Origin of the sequence: Moorella sp. E306M, from assembly GCF_006538385.1 — a bacterium.
Lineage (GTDB): Bacteria > Bacillota > DSM-521 > Neomoorellales > Neomoorellaceae > Neomoorella.
Genome location: NZ_BJKO01000001.1, coordinates 1367775 through 1386887, shown reverse-complemented (window position 1 = coordinate 1386887; position 19113 = coordinate 1367775). Strand labels below are relative to the sequence as shown.

Below are 19113 nucleotides of genomic sequence, written 5' to 3'. Positions count from 1 at the left end.
GCTATATTCCTATTACGCTGTCAATTCACAGTCATCTCACCTTGCCGAAAGCGCCTGGCAAAAGAAAGCCCATACTAGCGCTTGCACCGGCTCGTCAGTTGAGGTTTAAAATATGGCCATCAAAATATGACCTCAGTCTGGAATGCAGGCAATGAGGCTGCAAAGAAAAATAAAACGGGGTGAAAGCGAAAAGGGTACGGCGTTGGGCCGGCGGCTGGAGATGCAATAAGGAAGCAAGAGTTCCCTTGTTATTTAAGGGTTTCCTGAAAGTATCTTTTGCCCCAAAGATATGGTATAATGATAGCCGGAAGAAGGTGTTTCCATGCCGGAAAACGAAGGGCAAGCGGAGCATCCCCATCACCCCCATGACAAAGGTTACAAGCAACTTCTATCCGACAAAAGGGTGTTCCTGGAACTCATAAAGACCTTCGTCCGGGAAAAATGGGTAGAAACCATTGATGCCGACGACCTCATCCTGGTGAACAAATCCTACGTCCTCCAGGATTTCAGCGAGAAAGAAGCCGATATCGTCTACCGGCTTAAGACCAGAGATAAAAACGTCATCTTTTACGTCCTGCTGGAGCTGCAGTCAACGGTAGACTACCTGATACCCTTCCGTCTATTGCTTTATATGGTAGAGATCTGGCGGGAAATCTACAACAACACCCCGCAGGGTGAGCGGGAGAGCAAGACTTTCCGCCTGCCGCCCATCATCCCGGCCGTCCTCTACAACGGAGCCGGCTCCTGGACGGCGGCGCTCTCCTTCAAAGAAATGCTGGACCGTTACCAGGATTTTTGCGGGCATCTCCTGGACTTCCGCTATCTTCTCTTTGACGTCAACCGTTACAGCGAAGAAGAACTTATCAGGGCGGCAAACCTTATTGCCGGTGTCTTTCTCCTGGACCAGAAGATGCGCCCGGAAGAGCTGGTGGGACGGCTGCAGAAGCTGGCGGGTGTTTTAAGGCGGCTAACACCTGATGAATTCCGCCATTTCACCACCTGGCTGAAGAACGTCGTCAAGCCGAGAATGCCCGGAGATTTCAGCGCCAAAATCGACGGCATCCTGAACGAGAGCAATCCCTGGGAGGTGGAACGGATGATTTACAACCTGGAATTAACCCTGGCAGAGATGCAGCAGCAGGCTTTATTGAAAGGCAAGATGGAAGGCAAGATTGAAGGTAAGATTGAGGGTAAGTTGGAGGGCAAGTTGGAAGGCAAGCTGGAAGCCCAACAGGAAATAGCCAGAAACTTGCTACTGCTCAACATAGACATTGACACCATTATTAAAGCTACCGGACTTAGCCCAGAAGAGATAAATGCCCTGAGAAAGCAACTGGAAAATTGAGGATGGCGCAGATTAAAGGACAGGTATTGGCTTTAGTCACTATGAGGGACCGCGAGGTCCCTGTTTTAATGGCTGCAATCCTGTTTAAATACAACTTTATGACGCAATAGTTCATAAAACGGAGTGAAAGCGGAGAGGGTACGGCGTGGGTCCGGATCAGCAATTAAGTTTATTTAACAGGGAATAAATAAAAGCTAAATACATTATTTGCCAGGTTGCAGGGGACCCGTGGCTATAATATACTAGAAATGCAAAATGGGAACTTTTTGTCCTTCAATGTTGTCTAATAAGTGTCCGGGTAATACCGGGCCTCCAGGGGTGTTCTTCTTGAACCTTGGGAGTAAAAAAGCGCCTGGCAAAAAGAATGGCGCTGTTTCCTTTGAAGAACTGGTCCTGACCTATCAAGATAGAGTATATAATTTGAGCTACCAGCTGACGGGCAACCATACCGATGCCCAGGACCTGGCCCAGGAGGTTTTTGTCCGGGCCTACATGGGGCTGGATAAGTTCCGGTACGAGGCCGACCCGGGCACCTGGCTGCACCGCATCACCGTAAATTTATTTTTAAACCTGCGCCGGAAAACGGCCCGCCACCCGGCGGTTTCCCTGGACGCCCCCCTGGATACGGGCGAGGGCGAGGTCACCAGGGAAGTGGCCGCTGCCGGGGGCGACCCCCAGGAGCTGATGGAGGAGCTGGAAGTGCAGGGCCTTGTCCGGCGGGCCTTAAGGCAGCTGCCGGCGGAGTACCAGGCGGTGCTGGTGCTGCGGGAACTGCAGGGTTACAGCTATGAGGAAATTGCGTCCCTGCTGGGCTGCCCGCCGGGGACGGTGAAATCGCGCCTCAACCGGGCGCGGCAGGCTATGAGAGAGAAAGTAACGCAGATGGCAGAGGAGAAGCCGCCCGGGCACGGGCGGACTTGAGGTGAGAGGTTATGCAGTGCCGTGAAGCGCGGGAGTTTTTCTCGCCCTACCTGGACGGGGAACTCGCCACAGAAGAAATGGAAGTTTTACAGCAGCACCTGGAAGGCTGCCCGGCCTGCCGGGAGGAACTGGCCCGCTGGCGAAAGCTTTCCCTGGCGCTGCAGGGGTTGAAGGCGCCGGTGGCGGCGCCGCCGGGGTTTGCTACGGCGGCCAACGCCAGGCTGGCGGAACGGCAAAGGGTCCGGCCCTGGCGAGGTATCCGGCGCTGGGCGGCTGCCGCTGCAGCCGTGGCTGTACTGGCCGCCGGCTCTATCGGCTACGCCGCCCGGGGAATATGGCAGCACTTGCCTGCACCTGTAGCCAGTGTGCAGCACAGCGATGGCCGGCAGGTAGCTGTTGACAACCCCGTTCCGAACGCGGAGCCGCCGGCGTCAAATTTGCTGCCGGACAGCGGGACCAGCCAGACGGTAAAGCCAGACGGCCGGCAGCCTGGTGGCGGTGAAACGCCCGGTAAAGACACGGCACCAGTGATCGCCAGCAGCGGCAAAGAGTCTTCCAAACCCGCCGACGGAGCGGTTACACCTACAGGCAACGGCAATTCTGGCGGGCAGCCCGCGCAGGTAGCTGCAGCTGAACCCTATGTAGCCCGCGCCTTCTTGGGCGACCGGCGCCAGGCGACCAGCACCATGCTTAAAATTACGGTGGCTGATATGGCAGTGGCTAGGGCAAGGGCCTTGAGCCTGGCGGCCGGCAGCGGCGCGGACACCCAGGTCATCGCCGACCAGGACAACGGCCAGGAAAAACGGATAATTTACACATTCAAGGTAGCAGAAGGCCAGGCCGCTGCCCTCCTGGACGGACTGAGCCAGCTGGGTCAGGTGATCTCCAAAAATACCACCACCCTGGACCTGACCGAGCAGTTCAGCGCCACCCTGGAGCAGTACCAGGCCAAGGTGGCCCAGGTGAACGCCGCCGCCGATTCGGCGGAAAAAGAAAAACTCGCTAAGGAAGCCAAAGCCCTGGAACAACAGCTCAGCACCTGGGAAGAGGAAACGAAACAGCACACCATCATATTATGGCTGGAGACGAATTAAGGGACCGCGAGGTCCCTTAATTTACCGGATTCAAGATGTTATTTGCTGATGGCGGCTATATACTATATAATGGTTTGAGGGAGGTATGTAACAGTTACCAACAGATTAATAAATATTGACAAAACATAACAAAAAAGCTTACATAAATTTATGGAACTATTAACCATCAGCAAAGCGGCAAAGAAACTGGGCGTCCATCCCAACAGCCTGCGCAACTGGGAAAAGCGGGGCTTAATCAAGCCTGTCCGTTTGCCTGGAGGCCAGCGCCGGTACTCTATGGATGAACTAAACAAGCTCTTGCAGTCCGGTCAATTGACTAATGAACAGGAAGCAGTCGTGCTGTATGCCCGGGTGTCCACAAAAAAGCAGGCTGATGCCGGCAACCTGGAACGGCAGATGGAACGGCTGCGCCAGTATGCCAAAGAAAACGGCTTTATTGTGAGGGCGGAATTCGCGGACGTAGCCAGCGGCCTGAACCAGAAGCGCCGCGGTTTAGCGAACGTACTCAAACTGGCCGAACAGGGTGAATACCAAAAGCTTATTATCGAGTACCCCGACCGGCTGGCCCGTTTCGGTTACGGGTATATCGAGCGTCACTTAAGGTATTGCGGGGTAGAAATAATCACCATCGCGGAAAAAGAGCCGGAAGACGCGCAAAGCGAACTGGTGAAGGATTTGCTGTCTATAGTCACGTCATTTTCAGCCCGGCTGTACGGGGCTAGGGGCGGCAAAAAAGTGAGGCAAGGGTTTCGGGAACTAATCGCAGGAGTGGAGCCAGATGAAAAAGCGGCGAAAGAACAAAAAGAGAACGATTGAACCTGGCGACGACCTAAAGTACACCGTGTGCGGCGAGTGGTTTCCGGAAGTTTACCCTGCTTTTCGGTCTAAGAAATGGAGCCGGGGAGATGAAGATCCGCTGGATACTGAGATGCGGCTTTTCTGCGCCTGCGAGCGTTGGGCCTTCAACCGGCTTATGGAAGGCCGTTCCCGGGAAGAACTCAAACAAGAAGGCCAACGGGTATTCGGCTTAAATTCCCGCTACTGTGACGATGCCATACTGAAAGCGAGGGCTGTCATAGAAACGCAAAAGGAACTCCTGGCGCTGGAAATCGAGGAAACAGAAACCAAACTGAGCCGGGCTAAAAAGAAACTCCGCTGGGCTGAAAAAGATCTGGACAAAGCGATTAAGGTTAATGATCCTGCAAAAATAGAAAAAGCCAAACGGGCATTCCACGGCCGTAAGGCCCGGGTCCAAAAGCTTGCCGCTAAACTGGCCGAACTCCAGAAACATGAAGCCAACGGCACTATCCCCAAGGTAGTATTCGGGGGACGTTCTTTATGGCGGCAGGTCTGCCGGGGCAAGGCCGGCCGGGAAGAATGGCGCCACACCCGGCAGAACCGGTTATACGCCCGGGGCGACGAAACCAAAGGCGGCAACCCCAACATGAAGGTGGCATACCAGGAAGGGAGATTTACCCTGGCAGTCACTATTTCCCATTTATCCGAGCAAAAAGGTACTGACAGCAAAGGAAGGCCCATAATGACCAGGGCTCCGCGGGTGACGGGGAAGCTCTGGCTGCCGGAGAAACACCGGTTGAATGTGTGGGAACTGCTTTTAAAAGGGGCGCCTTATACAGTAGAGCTGTTCAAAGGTCGGGACGGTCGGTACAGGGTTCATATCGCCTTCACCATAAAGGTGCCTGAATTGGTGACGGACCCCGACCTGGGTTATCTGGGCTTAGACACCAACCCGGACGGAGTAGCTTTAGTCAACGTCAACTATTTCGGCCAGCCGGAGCCCTGGCCGGAAAGATTTGCTGTACCTTATCCGAAGGGCCTGCACAAATTTGCCGGAGAGTTTCAGACGATAGTACACCCGAACGGCTTCCTTCACATCAAGATGCCGGAACTGGCTTACAGCCGCAGTTTTAGACGTACTTACCTCATCGGCGTTCTGGCCCAGGTAGTGGTGAACATCGCCAAAGTTTTAGGCAAATCTATCGCTATAGAAGACCTGGGCTTCGGCAAAGACCGGCTGGATACCAATAAAAAGTTCAATCGCATGGCGGCCAATTTTCCTTACCGGAAGATAACCGAAGCCGTCGTCCGTAAAGCCTGCAAAGAAGGTGTAGGCGTAAAACCGGTCCGGCCGGCCCACACTTCCACCATCGGCTATTGGAAATACATGGAGCGGTATGGGGTGACTATCCACCATGCCGCCGCATTGGCAATTGCCCGCCGGGCAATAGGTTTTAAAGAACGCATAACAAAAGAGTTAAAACAAAAGATCCAAGCTGTCATTGAGTCGCTGAATCAAAAGGAGAATTCCTTGCCTGGGGAAGGAAAAGGGATGACCCGAAAGGTGAAGCAGCAAATCATGCGGCTGGACGAAAAGGTTCCCGTTCACAACGGTTTAGACCGCTATAAACAGGAATCCTTTTATTCAGTCTGGCATGACTTGAAGCAGCTCGCTTTATCGAGTAGGTGACCCCGTTAGCCGGTATCGGAGAAACCGGTAGGCCGTATCTAACAGATCGCGCGGAGGCGTCCGGCGCTTGAAAGAATAAAGTGCTGGACCGCTTGACGGTCGACGCAAGGCGGGAACTTTTACGGTTCTCCTTAAGGCCGCGCCTTGCGCCCGTGAAGTGCCGTTCTCCCGTCCGGGTGAGACTCCCGGGGCCGAGGTCTCCCTGTCGCGAAGCTTGCTCCCAGGGGCAGGCAAATCAAATCCGAAAGGAGCGAAAAGCCTGGTCATGGGGAGGCCGCCTAATAAGGATTGACATAATGTGTCAAGAATTGTTAGGTTTTTTGAACCAGGTGTAATTCAATGTCTATGGAAGAAATTAAATTAGCACTTAGTAAAATATTCCCTATTTAATCGAGCTTCTGGAAAAAAGAGGCTATAAAATGAAAATGGGAGCATTTAGCTGCAGACTTTATTAAGAGAAATAGACAAGCCCCGGAGGAGCTTGCTAAATGATCTACTCTCAATGTATAGCGACGGCAACCGATTCTCCATGATATTCACCTATATCTTACCTGCCGGGGTCGAGGGCGTTCCCCATTATCTCTTATCAGGCTTATAGCCAATTCCACGAGCCAACTGGTAATTGATGAATTGATTAAGACTGGTATTTTCCTCTCTGGCCTTTTCAACCAGCGCCCGGTGTAAAGACCTGGTAGTGCGGATTAATATGCGGCCGCTATATTCCTCATCGGATGTTGGCTCTGGAATTGGATCCCCATGTTCCATAGCATCGATCAACCAGCAACGTTTTGCATCTTCAATCATCGCCAGGGCTTCTTCTTTTGTTTCCCCTTGGGAAAGGCACCCTGGCAGCTCAGGTATCTCTACTGCATAACCACCTTCAGGCGAAGGATAAAGAACTATTCTATAGGGCAACTGCAAGTAATATTGAAGATCTTTACTCATCTTCATCTGCCCCCTCTAAAAGCTTAATAGCCCTTATTACATAGCTTTGTAATACGTATGGCTGTCGATAAGGTATTACTAACTTATATTTTCCCTTTCTGTATATGTAATGACTTGATCCTCCACCTGGCTGAGATCGTATAAAACCAGCTTTTTGCAGAAGCTTATCTATCTCGTCAAAGCGGACCGTTTTGGGGTTTCTTTTAATTTTTTCTAGCAATTTTTCAAGCTTGCCCATGAAGCATTATCCCTCCGGTCCTTAAATTATGATAGCATATAAGATAGCATGCTGCAATGAATATTTATTTCACCCGTGCCAGGACGGCCGCGGCCTGGGCGCGGGTGAGGGGGGAGAGGGGGGCAAAGACGTCCGGCGCCACGCCGCGCATGAGGCCTTTTGTATAGGCGCGGGCCACGGCCTCCCGGCCCCACGCCGGGACGTCGTCCCGGTCGCGGAAGGGGAGGGAATCCGGCATGGAGGTACCAGATGCCGCGCCGGTAAGGGGGCTGCCCGCGTTAGATACACCCGTCCGGGAGTTTTCTGCCTGTCCGGCCGGGGAAGCTGCCGGGAGCGGCGCGGTCGTTCCTGCAGCCGGGTTGACCGGACCTGTTGCGTCGCCGCGGTCAGTATTTTTACCGGTGATCTCCAGAAAGCGGGTGAAAAAGGCCGCCGCTTCCACGCGGCTGACGGGCCGGTCCGGTCGGAAGGTGCCGTCTTCATAGCCGGCTACCAGGCCGTGGGTCCGGGCCGCGGCCACAATGCCCTGCGCCCAGGCCGGGATGGCGGCCGCGTCTCTGAAAGGCAGGGGTTCCCCGCTGCCGGGCGCCCAGCCGGCCAGGCGGACCAGCATGGCTACCAGCTCCACCCGCCGCACCGGGCTGTCCGGACGAAAGCTGCCGTCCTCATAGCCCTCCAGTATACCCCGGGCGGCCATTTTCTTGATGTCCTCTTCCGCCCAGTGGCCAAAGGTATCCCAGAAACCCTCTCCTACCGTGCTTTCCAGGTCGATTTTCTGCCCCGTCACCCCGCTCGTCGCCTGGTCCAGGGCCACCAGGAGGACGCTTTTTTCCCCGCCTGATAAAGGCCACTGGAAATTGCCCCTGGCATCCAGCGGAATTATCTCCTGTCTGCCGTCATCATAGTTTAAATACAGGCGGCTGGCGGTAGTGGTCCCTTTAAGGATGAAGCCGGTTTCCCGTGGCAGGACCGAGACGGCCAGTTCCGGCGGCCGGCTGGCGGGAAAGCTCGCAGCTGCTACCCGGGCCAGGATGGACCCTTCCGGCCCTTCCAGAAGGGTAAGGGTCACGGGCACCCAGGCCGGCAGGCCGGCAGCGTCCACCCGGTAGCCGTTTAGAGTGACCAGGGTGCGGTCGCTTAAAAAGTAGCTGCCGCCGTCGGCGGTGCGCAGGAGGCCCTGCCGCCCGTCAACGCCGGCCAGGACTTTACCGGTTTCACCGGCCGGGGCAGCTATATCGGCGCGCCAGGCCTTTTCTCCTCCCGGAGCTATCGTCAGGCGCACCCAGTCGCCCGGACTTAAAGTAGCGACGCTGACGGGGAGCCCCCAGCGAAATACTTCCGTGCTATCATCCAGTCCGTAAATCCGAAACTGATTGGCATAATCCATGAGGTACAGGCTGCGCCGGTTCGCGCTCACATAGAGGACGCGGCCGTAAGTGACATTGCTGTAAGCCGTCAGGGCTATTATCTGCCGGCTGCCGGACATAAGGTTCAGAACCGCCCAGTCGCCGGGGCGGACGGCGGCCACCTGCGCCGGCTCGCCGTCGCGCTTGACGGGCGCGCCGGGAAAAAGGGTATAGGTGGCGCCGGTGGCCAGGGTGAGGCTATTGCCCTCAACCCTGGTCACCTGTCCCAGGGCCAGCTCTCTTTTTACGGCGATGTATTCCACCAGGCCTGTTGCCGGATCGAAAACCAGGCGCACGGCCATACCCGGCACCAGGGACCCGGCTTCGGCCCGCCCGGCGGCGCCGTAAGGGAGATCCTCCCTGCCGGCATCTACCAGTTTATCGGCAAAGGTTACGGCGACATGCGGACTGAAGGTATAGGGGGCATCGCGTCCCAGGAGCCAGAGTTCTCGCTTTTCCAGGTCAATGCGGGCGAGAATGCCTTCCTTTTCCTGATAGCCGGTCCGGACCCGCCACAGAGTCTGGGTTGCCGGATTGAGGGTGGCGTCCAGGGAAAAGCCGGGCGGCAGGTCCGCGGCTATGCCGGGACGGTCGTTGACGGAAAGACTCCCGGCAGGATTGAAGTAGTAGCCGCCGGTCCGGGCCTGGCTGTTAATCTCCAGGAACAGGCTGCCCTGGCCGGTCTGCAGGGCCTGGACGCCGGCGGCCTGCCAGCTACGGCCTACTATATACAGGGTTTGCGGCCCCAGGTAGGCTTCGGAGCCCGGCAGGATGGAGGCGCTATCGGCCGGGGCCACAGCGCCGTCGACGCAGTTTTTGATGCCCCCTGGCGGGGCGGTAATGGTGCGGCCGTCGCTTAAAATCACGCTGTTGCCGTTTACCCCGGCCACCACTCCCCGCTCCAGGGGCCGACCGAAGGCCAGGGCAAAATCCTGGACCGGCTGCCGGGTCCCGGGCAGAGCGCTTTTGGTGATGGTTATGGCCCGTACTTTAACGGTGTAAGTGCCGGGGGCCGGGTCTTTTATGTAAACTTTTTCCAGATTGTTGCGGCGGTCGGCTTTACCGGTATCGTTATAATCATTACCGAAAAACTGGCGGCCGTCGGGCGCAATTACCACCAGGTCCAGGTCATTGACCAGGGCGGCCTCGGCTCCGGGTGCCGGTGCCGGGTCGGTCCAGGCCAGGGTGGCCTTGAAAGGCGCAGCTGCGGCATTCACTTCGACCTGGAAGGTCATCTCCTGCCCCGCTGCCAGGCCTTCTCCGGCATCCACAAGGTGCATGCTCTTTTCCTCCAGGGCCAGGACAGTTCCGGCCAGGTCCAGGATGCCGGGAAAAGCAGCCGTCGGCCCTTCCGGCGGCGTCCAGGCGCCGTTGACCAGGGCGGCCTTCAACAGTGCCGCAGAGGGGTCGGAAAAACCCCTTGTTTTCAGGTACTGGCGTAAGATAGCCGCGGCACCGCCGGTCACGGCCGCTGCCTGGCTGGTGCCGCTCTGGACGTTATAGCTGGCATTGGGCGGGAAATTGCCTTCTACCAGGCGGGAGCGGGGAGCGACGATACCCGTACCCGGCGCCAGGAGATCGGGTTTATTGCGCCCGTCACCGGTGGGGCCGCGGCTGGAGAAATCGGCCTGGCGGCTGGCATCATTGGCGTCGGGGCTGAAAGCGGGGCGCACGGACTCGCTCGCCCCTACCACCAGGGCGTTTTTGCTGTTGGCTTCGGTTGTAAGGGACCCCTGGACCGGCCCGCTGTTGCCGGCGCCGAAGATGGGAAGGAAGTCGGGGTACTGGCGGACAAAGCTGTCAATCTGGGCGGCAGCGTCGCGGTAGGCGTTGGGACCGCCGCCCCAGCCGTCGACGTGAATGCGGACGCCGGCCTCATAGGCGGGGCGGAAGAGGCGGGAAAGGTCTTCGGGGATCGCCATTTCCCCCCTGGAGTTTAACAGGCCCTGGAAATAGATGCTGGCCCCGGGGGCGATGCCGCGGTACTGATCGTTTGAGGCCGCACCTGTACCGGCGATAATACCGGCCAGGTGGGTGCCGTGGCCGACAGGGTCGTCGGCCTTTTCCCTCCCCGCCCAGCTCTTGAGCATGACCACTTTGGGCATCTGGCCGGGAGCGCCCTGCAGGTCGGGGTGAATGTCGCTCGCACTACCGACATCCAGGCCGCTGTCGGCCAGGCCCACAATCTCGCCCTTGCCGGTAAGACCGGCCGGTGCCACCAGGCCCGGCGCCGCCAGGGGCCGGGCGCCGATGATATCCGCGGCGCGGTCGGTGAGGAAGCCCCGGCCCTGCCGCCCAGGGGGAGGTCCCAGGAGAACCAGCAGGAGCAGGAACATAGAAAAGACAAGCACTCTGGTAACGGTTTTTGTTTTATGTAAACTTATGCCCATATGTATACTCCTTGCCGAGTATAACTGCCGGTGAACCCGGTGGTGGTCACATTAACAGGCCCGGCCGATAGCAGGCACGGGCCTCAGCCCTTTTTGCAGGCCTGCCGCAGTACTGCCAGCATAAACTTCGGCAGGGCCAGCGTTCTTTTGACCCTTGCCGGCTCCTGGAGCACCCGGTACAGCCATTCCAGGTTCAGCCGCTGCACCCAGGCCGGTGCCCGCCGCGCCCGTCCCGCCAGGACATCGAAGCTTCCCCCCACGCCCATGGCCACCGGCACCTGGAGCTCTTTGAGGTGGCCGGCGATCCAGTATTCCTGCTTCGGGGCGCCGAGGCCCACAAGGAGAATATGGGGTCGCGCTTCTTTGATAGCCTCTATAAGTCCCGGTATTTCCCGGGCTGACAGGTAACCATGGCTGGTGCCGGCCACCACCAGGCCGGGATGTTCCCTGACTAATCTGGCAGCCGCCGCCTCAGCCACGCCGGGGGCGGCGCCGTAGAGGTAAAAACGCCAGCCCCGGCGGGCGCCCTCTGCCGCCAGGGCCTGGAGGAGGTCGATGCCCGTAACCCGTTCCGGCAGCGGCGTTCCCAGCTTGCGGGCCGCCCAGAGGATGCCGGCGCCGTCGGCCGTTACCAGGTGGGCGCGGTTGATGACGGCCCGGAGATCCGGCTCACGGTAGGCCCGGTAGGCGATTTCCGCGTTCAGCGTCACCACATGGTGGGGGTTACCGGCCGCGATAAACTCTGCCACCCTGGCCACAGCCCCGGCCAGGGTGAGGGGATCGACCCGGTTGCCCAGGACATAGCAGCTTGACATAATACTGCCCTCTCCTTCGTGAGGGATAGCCGGAGGCCGGCCTTCCTCTCCCTGCTGCCTGGCCGGTGCCGGCTAAGAGTAGCGGCCGGGCTTTCTTTACCGCAGGTTGGGTATGGCGGCCAGGGTTTCCGCCAGCTTTTTCTGGTCGACCAGGTAATAGCTGATGCCGTTGATGTACCTGCCTTCTCCGGGAAGCAAGTATGAGGTCACGGCGCTGCCGTTTAAATCCTTCATACTTATCGCCAGGGAAAGCATTTCCTTAATGCTCAGGTTGGTCGTGACTTCCTTGCTGATTTCATTAACCAGCTTTGGGATTTTAGGGATGGTGCTTAGTTTCAGGGTCTGGTCAATGAGGGCCTTGATAAATTTCTGCTGGCGGCCGATCCTGGTGATGTCTCCTTCCGGGTCGTAGCGATAACGCACGTAGCCCAGGGCATCGTGGCCGTTCAAGTGCTGGAATCCCGGGCGGAGATTAATGCCCTCTTCCGGGTAATACATGCGCTTGTCCACGTCGATATCAACGCCGCCCAGGATGTCAATGATTTTTTCAAACCCCTGGAAGTCGACTTCCACATACTTCTCGATATGGGTGCCCAGGAAATCGTTGATGGTGTCCATTAGCAGCTGCGGGCCGCCCAGGGCGTGGGCGGCGTTGATTTTATCATAGCCGTGGCCGGGTATTTTTACCCGCGTGTCCCGCGGTATGGAGAGGAGGTCAACCCCCGGTTTCCCGGGATCGAGGACCGCCAGGATAATGGTATCGGACCGGGAAGGCTCCTGGGGCTGGCGCCGGTCGATGCCGATGAGCAAAATGGTCTGGGGCCGGCCGGGTGCCGCCTCGGCCAGGCCGCTGCCGTCCTTATTCCCCTGGCCGGTCGCCAGGCCCCCGGTCAGCCAGAGGTTGGCCAGCCGGTAACCGGCAAAGGCGAAGACGCCAAAGGTAAAAAAGGCCAGCAGCATTAAACCCAAAATCAAATGAAGGGAGCTGCGGCGGCGGCGCCTGGCCAGGGCCGACCTTTCACCCCAGAATTCGGTTTGATACTGGTCTGGTGTCGCCATGAACTCTTCCTCCAAACTTATAGACGATAAATTAACCTTTCGGGTTCCCCTGCCTGCAAAAATTTTTCGCCGTGACATAGGAAGGGGCGCCTGACGCGCCCTTTACGTTGCTTCTGCCGTACCTGCACAGATTCTAAAGTCATGGCCTGATGGTAATGGTCATCGTAGCCTGATCCCAATCCACCCTGGCTCCCAGACCCTGGCTGATGACCCGCACCGGCACCATGGTCGTCCCGTTTATCAAGGTGGCCGGCGCAGGAATGTCGACTTTCCGGCCGTCAAAGGTACCGCTCAGAGTACCGATTTTCAGTATAACGGAATGTGCTGCCGTGGTATAACTGACAGTTTGCGTCGCTGCATTATAATCAACTTTAGCCCCCAGGGCCTCGCCGATAAAGCGGAAGGGAACCATGGAGGTACCGTTGCCCGTCTGGTAGGGAGCAACCGGCAGCTGTTTGGCGGTGCCGCCTACATAGGCCGTTTTGCTGCCGATTGTTAACTTAATCACCGGCCGCTGCTCCAGGGCCGTTACCCTGGCTTCCAGCTCGGCAATCTGCCTGTTTATGTTATCAAGCTGCCCCCGCAGTTCCCGAACGCGGCTGTTGATATAATTGTCGACATAAGATTTAGTCACCAGGGGGTCCTGGCTGCTGCCCGGCTCCGGTCCTCCGGCCTGGACTGACCGGCCGGTAAAATAAATGCCGGCAGCCATTAGCAGGACCAGGGGCAGGGCTATTTTCCAGTTACGTAAGGAAGAACGCTCCATTCTCCAGGGCTCCTCCCGGAAATAACTTGGTCACAAAAGCTCGCTTAAGGTTTATCTAAGTCTAATTCGACACAAAGGGCTAGATTCCTGTTAGCATTTTTTTGTCCTGACGAGGAGAAATAATTGCAATTTTTTATCAAGCTATAATTCACAAAGTACCTGTCTTTATGGTATAATAAAAACGGGGGCAACGAGAGATACTATTTAGCAAAAGAATCTAGTTTCCTGCAATTCCCCCGGTTTACTTATTTATAACGAAGAAGGGAGGCATAAAAATGTTAAAGGACATCCAGCGCAATCTCCTCCGCGAACGCAAGGCGCTCTTGGAACAGTGGGCCTATGCTTCGGAAAGAGAGCGGCCCCACCTGCTCGTCAGGATTATGGACATCGACGAGCAGCTTGAACTGGGCAAAAGCAAAAGCAGACCCCGGGCAAGGCTTCCCAAGCGAAATGTGGTCTAGGAGGAGTAAAAGGCGCGGTTTACGACCGCGCTTTTTACTTACCGGCCCGGGGCAGGTAGGGCAAGCGCCCGGGTGAGGCGGTGGGATCAGGAGCCATGCCGGGCTGCAGGCGCTCGGCGGCCCGGACAGTTCCGCTTTCCCTAGCCGCCGATACCCTGGAGAATCATCTCCGTGGCTGCGCTGGCGATGCTGGCCGGATCGAAATCAGTATCGCTTTCAAAGAAAAGCTGGTGGCCCAGGGCAGCGATGAAACCCAAGATCAGGTTGGCGGCCAGCCGGGGCGACACCGGGCGCATCTCTCCTCGTTTCCCGGCAACCTGGAGATAAAGCGCCAGGCGGTGCAGCTTCTCTTGTTGGGTGGCGAAAAGCAGCCGCTGGGTGGCGGCGTCGATGGGCGGGTGATCGCTCAAGAGAATTCTGGCAATTTCCCGGTGAGCCTGGAACTCGCTCAGGCTTTCCCTGAAAAGGCGCTCCAGGAACCCGGCCAGGGTCGGCTCCTGGCTCACTTGCTGCAGGCGGTCCAGGTAGGTGTTGGAAAGATACAGCAGCAGCTGCTGGAAGAGATCCTTTTTGCTGCGGAAATACTCGTAGACGGTCCCCTTCCCCACCCCGGCGGCCGCGGCGATGTCGGCTATTTTAGCCTGGTAAAAGCCGCGGGCGGCAAAGATCTCGGTGGCGGCGGCCAGGATCTGCTGGCGCTTGTCGCCTGTCGCGCGGGTCATATCTCTCCCCTCTCCTTTTCCGTGTTTTCCATACCTGCTATTTACATTTCCGGCCGCAGGCGGGCGGTGCCGGCGGCGGTTTGCCCCGCCGCCGGAATCTGCCGGCGAACCGGCGGCCTTATACCCCTACCCCCTGCCGGCGCCGCGCCGGCCGCAGCAAGCGGGCCAGGCGCTGCCCCAGGTCCTCTAAGACGGTATACAATACCGGTATCAGGACCAGGGTCAGCAGCGTAGATGCCAGGAGGCCGCCGATAACGGCCGTAGCCAGGCCGGCTTCCATTTCGGCCCCTTCGCCGATGCCGGTAGCGAGAGGCAGCATGGCGAGGATTGTGGTCAGGGCCGTCATCAGGATGGGCCGCAGGCGGGTGCGGCCGGCCGTCAAGATAGCCTCCTGCCGCGGCACGCCTTCCCGCCTCAGGATGTTGATGTAGTCCACCAGGACAATGGCGTTGGAGAGTACAATGCCGGCCAGCATGATGATCCCGATAAAGGCGACGACGTTGAAAGTTCTTCCCGTTGCCAGCAGGGCCAGTACCACCCCTGTTAAAGACACCGGGATGGAAAACATAATGATAAAGGGGTGGAAGAAGGATTCAAACTGGGCGGCCATGACCAGGTAGACCAGGATTATGGCCATAACCATGGCCAGGCCCAGCTGGCCGAAGGTCTCAGTCATCATCTCGTTCTGGCCGGTATACTCGATGCTGTAGCCCGGGGGCAATTCCAGTCGGGCCATCTGCGCCCGGACGTCGCGCAGCACGTCCGCGAGGGGGCGCGTCCCGCTCAAATTGGCGGTGATACTGGCCACCCGGTCCTGGTTGTAGCGGTTGATGGTGCTGGGAGTGGTGTCCAGCTTGAGGCTGGCGATCTCTTTTAAAGGCACCTGTACCCCCAGAGGGGACAGAACCGTGAGATTCTCCAGGTCGGCAATACTGCGACGGCTGGCTTCCGGCAGAATGACGCGGATGTCGTATTCGTCACCGCCGGTGCGGTAGCGGGTGGCTACCGTGCCGCCTACGGCCGTGGCCACCACCGCACCGACCTGCCCCACCCCCAGCCGGTACAGGGCGGCCTTTTCCCGGTCGACGGTGATCTCTACCTGGGGCCGGCCTTTAGCCAGGCTGTTTTCCACGCCTACCGCGCCCGGCACGGCGGCCACCAGCTGTTGCGCCGTATCAGCAAGCTCTTTGAGGCGCTCCAGGTCGGGTCCGTGAATGTCGACCTGCACCGGCGCGCCGCTCATCGCCCCACCGAAGCTGGAAGAGGTAGTGACGTTAATCCTGGCGCCCGCAATTTTCCGGACCTGCGCCCGGATAGCCGCTGCCACGTCGGTCGAACTGCGACGGCGCTCCTCCAGCGGTACCAGGTTGATGCTGATGCTGGCTGCCTCCGGCGTCTCACCGCTCATAAAGCTGGCCCTGCCGCCGGTACTGCCGATCTGCTGGTAGATGCTCTGGACCTCCGGCTGTTGCTGGGCCACCTGCACCACCTGGTCGGCCACCGCGGCGGTGGCCTCCAGGGCCGACCCTTTGGGGAGCTCGATGGATACGTTGATTGTTCCTTCATCGGTGGCAGGCATAAACTCTACCCCCACCAGGGGTATCAGCGCCAGGCTCCCAGCAAAAATAAGGATTACCACCGCAATGACAGTTTTACGGTGTCCCAGGGCCCAGTTCAGGAAGCGGCTGTAAGCATTGCTTAAACGCGCCAGCCACAGACCGTTAACCAGGCTCTGCCAGAAACTCCGGGCTGTCGTGGCCTCCGGTGGCAGGGTGCCGGCCAGGAGGCGGGCTGCCACAGTGGGGGTGACGGTCATGGAAACTGCCAGGGAAGCCATCAGGGAGCAGACCACCGCCAGGGCCAGGGGGCCGAAGATTTCCCGCGCCAATCCCTCAATAAAGGCGATGGGCAAAAAGACAGATACGGTAGTCAGGGTGGAGGCCACCACGGCCGTGGTCACCTGCCGGGTCCCCGAGACGGCCGCTGCCATAGCTTCCCGGCCCTCCTGGCGGTGGCGGTAGATGTTGTCAAAGACGACAATGGCGTCGTCGACCATGCGGCCTATGCCCAGGGAGAGGCCGCCCAGGGTCATCATATTGAGGGTCATCTTGCCAAAATAGAGCAGAACAAAAGTCGTAATTACCGAGATGGGAATGGTGAGGCCGATGACCAGGGTGGCGCGGAAGTTCCGCAGGAAAATGAAAATAATAAGCATGGCCAGCAGCCCGCCATACAGCATATCCCGGTAAACGCCGTTGATGGCGCTTTCGATGTAACGGGACTGGTCGACAACCGGCTCCAGGGTTACCCCCGGCGGCAGCTCCTTTTGCAGTTCCCTGACAGTTTGTTTTACAGCATGGGCGATCTGCACCGTATTGCCGCTGGTCTGTTTCTGGATAGACAGGCCGATGGCCGGCCGGCCGTTGAACAGGGCATAGTTCTGCCGCTCGGCATGATAATCCCGCACTTCCGCTATATCGCCCAGGCGCACCGTCCCCGCGGCGGTGGTCAGGGTCACCTGGCGGATCTGGTCCAGGTCTTTAAACTCGCCATCGACCCGAACCAGAACGTCCTTGCCGGCATCGCTGACCTTGCCGGCGGAAAAGGTGCTGTTCTCCGCCTGCAGGGCCTGGACCACCTGGCTGATGGACAGGCCGTAGAGCTGCAGCCGGACTGGGTCTACCAGCACCTGGATCTCGCGCTCCAGGCCGCCGGTGATATTTACCGAGGCGACGCCGTCCAGGCGCTCAAGGCGCGTCTTGACGGTGTTTTCCGCCAGGTCTTTCAGCTGCTGCTCGTCCAGGGCGCCGTACATGGCCAGGGTCATTACGGGCATCATGTTGGGGTCAAACTTCATTACCATCGGTTTGTCGGCGGCCTCTGGTAAAAAGCGCTCCGTCTGGTCGACTTTCTCCCGCATATTCAGGGCCGCAAAATCCATATCCTGGCCCCAGTTAAACTCCAGCAGGACAACGGATGTGCCGGACATACTGTATGATTGGATATTTTTGACTCCCTGGACCGTGCCCAGGACGTCTTCCAGGGGTTTAGTAATGCTCTTTTCGATTTCTTCCGGCCCGGCACCCTGGTAGGTGGTAATCACCGCGGCGTAGGGCAGGTTCATATCGGGCAGGAGGTCTATCTGCAGGCGCGATAGGGACACGGCTCCCACGATAAACGCTACCAGTACGGCCACGGTTACCGCTACCGGCCGCCTGACCAGTGCCTGAAGCCAGTTCATGCCCCTGCACCCCCGTTTACGACTTCCACCGGCTGGCCTTCGCTGACGAAGTCCTGGCCTTTTACTATAATGCTGTCCTGGTCAGTCAGGCCCTTGACGATCTCGACGTTTTTATCGTCAGCTATACCGGTGGTGACTACCCGACCTGCCGCCTTGCCTTCAACGACTGTATAGACCACGTCCTGGGCGCCGCGCTTGATAACGGCGTTTTTGGGTACCAGAAGGGCGTTTTTGACCTGCCTGGTGGTGTAGATAACTGTGGCGGCCATACCCGGCCTGACAGCCGGCTTGGCGTTGACAAGGCTGACCTCGACTTTAAAAAGGCGGGAAAGTTCGTCGGCTGCCGGGCTGACGCTGGCGACCCTCCCCTTCAAGGATTCTGCCGCAGCCGGCACCTCCACAGTAACCTCCCGGCCCGGCTGGAGGTAGTTGACATCCTGTTCGGTAACGCCAATCTCCACCTGGCGTTCGCCGGAGGTCACCAGGGTGACCACCGCCCCCTGGGCCAGGGCGCCGGGCTCCAGCAGGCGCGCCGCTACTTCCCCGCTCACCGGCGCCTTGATGTATGTATTCTCCAGGGCTACTTCGGCCTGGCGCACGGCCGCCTCGGCCGCGGCGACCTGGGCCTGGGCGGCCGCCAGGGCGGCGCGGGCTACAGCCAGGTCTTCCTGGCTGACGGCCGCGGCTGTGCGGGCGGCGTCCAGCTGCTGCTGGGATGCTGCGCCCTGTTCAAACAGCGCCTGGGTGCGCTTCAGGTTGGTCTCATCCAGCTCCGCCTTGACTTCCGCCTGCTTCACCCGGGCGTCAGCCTGGTCCAGGCCGAGGCGCGCCTGCTCCAGGTTCGCCTTTGCCTGCTGCAGGCGCGCTTCCAGGTCGCTGTTTTCCAGCTCGGCGATTACCTGGCCCCGGGAGACTTTATCGCCGACATCCACCAGAACCGACTTTATCTTCCCCGCGCTGGCGGCCATCACCTGGACGGTGGCTCCGGCCTGAACTATCCCGGTAACCCGGGCCAGCTGGGCGATATTTCCCCGTTTGACAGGTGCCACTTCCACCGGCACCCTGGGTGTTTCCACCTGGCCTGCCGTATTTTTACCACAGCCACCTAAAGTTACAGCCAGGAGGAAAAGGACCAGGACAACACCGGTAAAGTTCCTTTTTGGCCTCACGGTTACAGCTCCCCCATCTTTAAATTGACCGGACGGTCGGTCGGAGTATAATA

At 58.5% G+C, this 19113-nt stretch carries 15 protein-coding genes; 6 read left to right on the top strand and 9 right to left on the bottom strand.

All coding sequences use genetic code 11. The features are described 5' to 3' along the window. Positions 1 to 322: 322 nt before the first annotated feature. The 5 genes from FLZ89_RS07400 (at position 323) to FLZ89_RS07380 (ending at position 5848) form a co-directional block, all read left to right on the top strand. Entirely contained in the window at positions 323 to 1345 is a 1023-nt protein-coding gene (locus FLZ89_RS07400) for an Rpn family recombination-promoting nuclease/putative transposase (protein WP_141304711.1), read from the top strand. 318 nt (positions 1346 to 1663) lie between these two features. Beyond that, positions 1664 to 2266: an RNA polymerase sigma factor gene (locus tag FLZ89_RS07395; RefSeq protein ID WP_373995603.1), complete on the top strand. Its 603-nt coding sequence runs from the start codon at positions 1664 to 1666 to the stop codon at positions 2264 to 2266. Positions 2267 to 2277: 11 nt separating this feature from the next. Next, positions 2278 to 3360 (top strand): zf-HC2 domain-containing protein, encoded by a 1083-nt coding sequence (locus FLZ89_RS07390; RefSeq protein WP_141304709.1) that lies wholly within the window; start codon positions 2278 to 2280, stop codon positions 3358 to 3360. 150 nt (positions 3361 to 3510) lie between these two features. Next, positions 3511 to 4176, top strand: coding sequence for an IS607 family transposase (locus tag FLZ89_RS07385; RefSeq protein WP_141304708.1), 666 nt, complete (start codon positions 3511 to 3513; stop codon positions 4174 to 4176). Then, entirely contained in the window at positions 4139 to 5848 is a 1710-nt protein-coding gene (locus FLZ89_RS07380; RefSeq protein ID WP_141304707.1) for an IS200/IS605 family accessory protein TnpB-related protein, read from the top strand. Before FLZ89_RS07385 ends, FLZ89_RS07380 begins: the two co-directional genes overlap by 38 nt. Before the next feature lie 576 nt (positions 5849 to 6424). Here FLZ89_RS07380 and FLZ89_RS07375 read toward each other — a convergent pair. From FLZ89_RS07375 to FLZ89_RS07350, 6 genes are all read right to left on the bottom strand, one after another. Then, on the bottom strand, positions 6425 to 6793 hold the full coding sequence (locus FLZ89_RS07375; protein WP_141304706.1) for a type II toxin-antitoxin system HicB family antitoxin: 369 nt from the start codon (positions 6791 to 6793) through the stop codon (positions 6425 to 6427). Then, the gene (locus FLZ89_RS07370; RefSeq protein WP_062280629.1) at positions 6786 to 7031 is read right to left on the bottom strand and encodes a toxin HicA; all 246 of its coding nucleotides are present in this window, start codon (positions 7029 to 7031) and stop codon (positions 6786 to 6788) included. The genes FLZ89_RS07375 and FLZ89_RS07370 overlap by 8 nt, the downstream gene beginning before the upstream one ends. Positions 7032 to 7095: 64 nt before the next feature. Beyond that, on the bottom strand, positions 7096 to 10827 hold the full coding sequence (locus tag FLZ89_RS07365) for a S8 family serine peptidase (protein WP_141304705.1): 3732 nt from the start codon (positions 10825 to 10827) through the stop codon (positions 7096 to 7098). A gap of 83 nt (positions 10828 to 10910) precedes the next feature. Further along, entirely contained in the window at positions 10911 to 11642 is a 732-nt protein-coding gene (locus FLZ89_RS07360; RefSeq protein WP_141304704.1) for a WecB/TagA/CpsF family glycosyltransferase, read from the bottom strand. Between the two features lie 96 nt (positions 11643 to 11738). After that, positions 11739 to 12701: an LCP family protein gene (locus FLZ89_RS07355; RefSeq protein ID WP_141304703.1), complete on the bottom strand. Its 963-nt coding sequence runs from the start codon at positions 12699 to 12701 to the stop codon at positions 11739 to 11741. A 139-nt stretch (positions 12702 to 12840) separates the two neighbouring features. After that, positions 12841 to 13467: a copper amine oxidase N-terminal domain-containing protein gene (locus FLZ89_RS07350; RefSeq protein ID WP_141304702.1), complete on the bottom strand. Its 627-nt coding sequence runs from the start codon at positions 13465 to 13467 to the stop codon at positions 12841 to 12843. Between the two features lie 275 nt (positions 13468 to 13742). On the opposite strand from FLZ89_RS07350, the gene FLZ89_RS07345 reads away from it, so the two are divergent. Further along, the gene (locus FLZ89_RS07345) at positions 13743 to 13928 is read left to right on the top strand and encodes a hypothetical protein (RefSeq protein WP_141263325.1); all 186 of its coding nucleotides are present in this window, start codon (positions 13743 to 13745) and stop codon (positions 13926 to 13928) included. A gap of 140 nt (positions 13929 to 14068) precedes the next feature. On the opposite strand, the gene FLZ89_RS07340 is transcribed toward FLZ89_RS07345, so the two are convergent. The 3 genes from FLZ89_RS07340 to FLZ89_RS07330 form a co-directional block, all read right to left on the bottom strand. Continuing rightward, positions 14069 to 14650, bottom strand: a complete 582-nt coding sequence (locus tag FLZ89_RS07340; protein WP_141263327.1) for a TetR/AcrR family transcriptional regulator — start codon at positions 14648 to 14650, stop codon at positions 14069 to 14071. Between the two features lie 118 nt (positions 14651 to 14768). Then, on the bottom strand, positions 14769 to 17891 hold the full coding sequence (locus tag FLZ89_RS07335) for an efflux RND transporter permease subunit (protein ID WP_141304701.1): 3123 nt from the start codon (positions 17889 to 17891) through the stop codon (positions 14769 to 14771). Then, on the bottom strand, positions 17888 to 19060 hold the full coding sequence (locus tag FLZ89_RS07330; protein WP_172613491.1) for an efflux RND transporter periplasmic adaptor subunit: 1173 nt from the start codon (positions 19058 to 19060) through the stop codon (positions 17888 to 17890). Before FLZ89_RS07330 ends, FLZ89_RS07335 begins: the two co-directional genes overlap by 4 nt. Between the last annotated feature and the right edge of the window lie 53 nt (positions 19061 to 19113).

What these genes read in the sequence shown, in the direction of transcription:
- FLZ89_RS07335 (WP_141304701.1), bottom strand. Translation starts at nt 17,891, where the DNA reads ATGAACTGGCTTCAGGCACTGGTCAGGCGGCCGGTAGCGGTAACCGTG.
- FLZ89_RS07375 (WP_141304706.1), bottom strand. Translation starts at nt 6,793, where the DNA reads ATGAGTAAAGATCTTCAATATTACTTGCAGTTGCCCTATAGAATAGTT.
- FLZ89_RS07370 (WP_062280629.1), bottom strand. Translation starts at nt 7,031, where the DNA reads ATGGGCAAGCTTGAAAAATTGCTAGAAAAAATTAAAAGAAACCCCAAA.
- FLZ89_RS07380 (WP_141304707.1), top strand. Translation starts at nt 4,139, where the DNA reads ATGAAAAAGCGGCGAAAGAACAAAAAGAGAACGATTGAACCTGGCGAC.
- FLZ89_RS07350 (WP_141304702.1), bottom strand. Translation starts at nt 13,467, where the DNA reads ATGGAGCGTTCTTCCTTACGTAACTGGAAAATAGCCCTGCCCCTGGTC.
- FLZ89_RS07390 (WP_141304709.1), top strand. Translation starts at nt 2,278, where the DNA reads ATGCAGTGCCGTGAAGCGCGGGAGTTTTTCTCGCCCTACCTGGACGGG.
- FLZ89_RS07345 (WP_141263325.1), top strand. Translation starts at nt 13,743, where the DNA reads ATGTTAAAGGACATCCAGCGCAATCTCCTCCGCGAACGCAAGGCGCTC.
- FLZ89_RS07360 (WP_141304704.1), bottom strand. Translation starts at nt 11,642, where the DNA reads ATGTCAAGCTGCTATGTCCTGGGCAACCGGGTCGATCCCCTCACCCTG.
- FLZ89_RS07385 (WP_141304708.1), top strand. Translation starts at nt 3,511, where the DNA reads ATGGAACTATTAACCATCAGCAAAGCGGCAAAGAAACTGGGCGTCCAT.
- FLZ89_RS07365 (WP_141304705.1), bottom strand. Translation starts at nt 10,827, where the DNA reads ATGGGCATAAGTTTACATAAAACAAAAACCGTTACCAGAGTGCTTGTC.
- FLZ89_RS07400 (WP_141304711.1), top strand. Translation starts at nt 323, where the DNA reads ATGCCGGAAAACGAAGGGCAAGCGGAGCATCCCCATCACCCCCATGAC.
- FLZ89_RS07355 (WP_141304703.1), bottom strand. Translation starts at nt 12,701, where the DNA reads ATGGCGACACCAGACCAGTATCAAACCGAATTCTGGGGTGAAAGGTCG.
- FLZ89_RS07340 (WP_141263327.1), bottom strand. Translation starts at nt 14,650, where the DNA reads ATGACCCGCGCGACAGGCGACAAGCGCCAGCAGATCCTGGCCGCCGCC.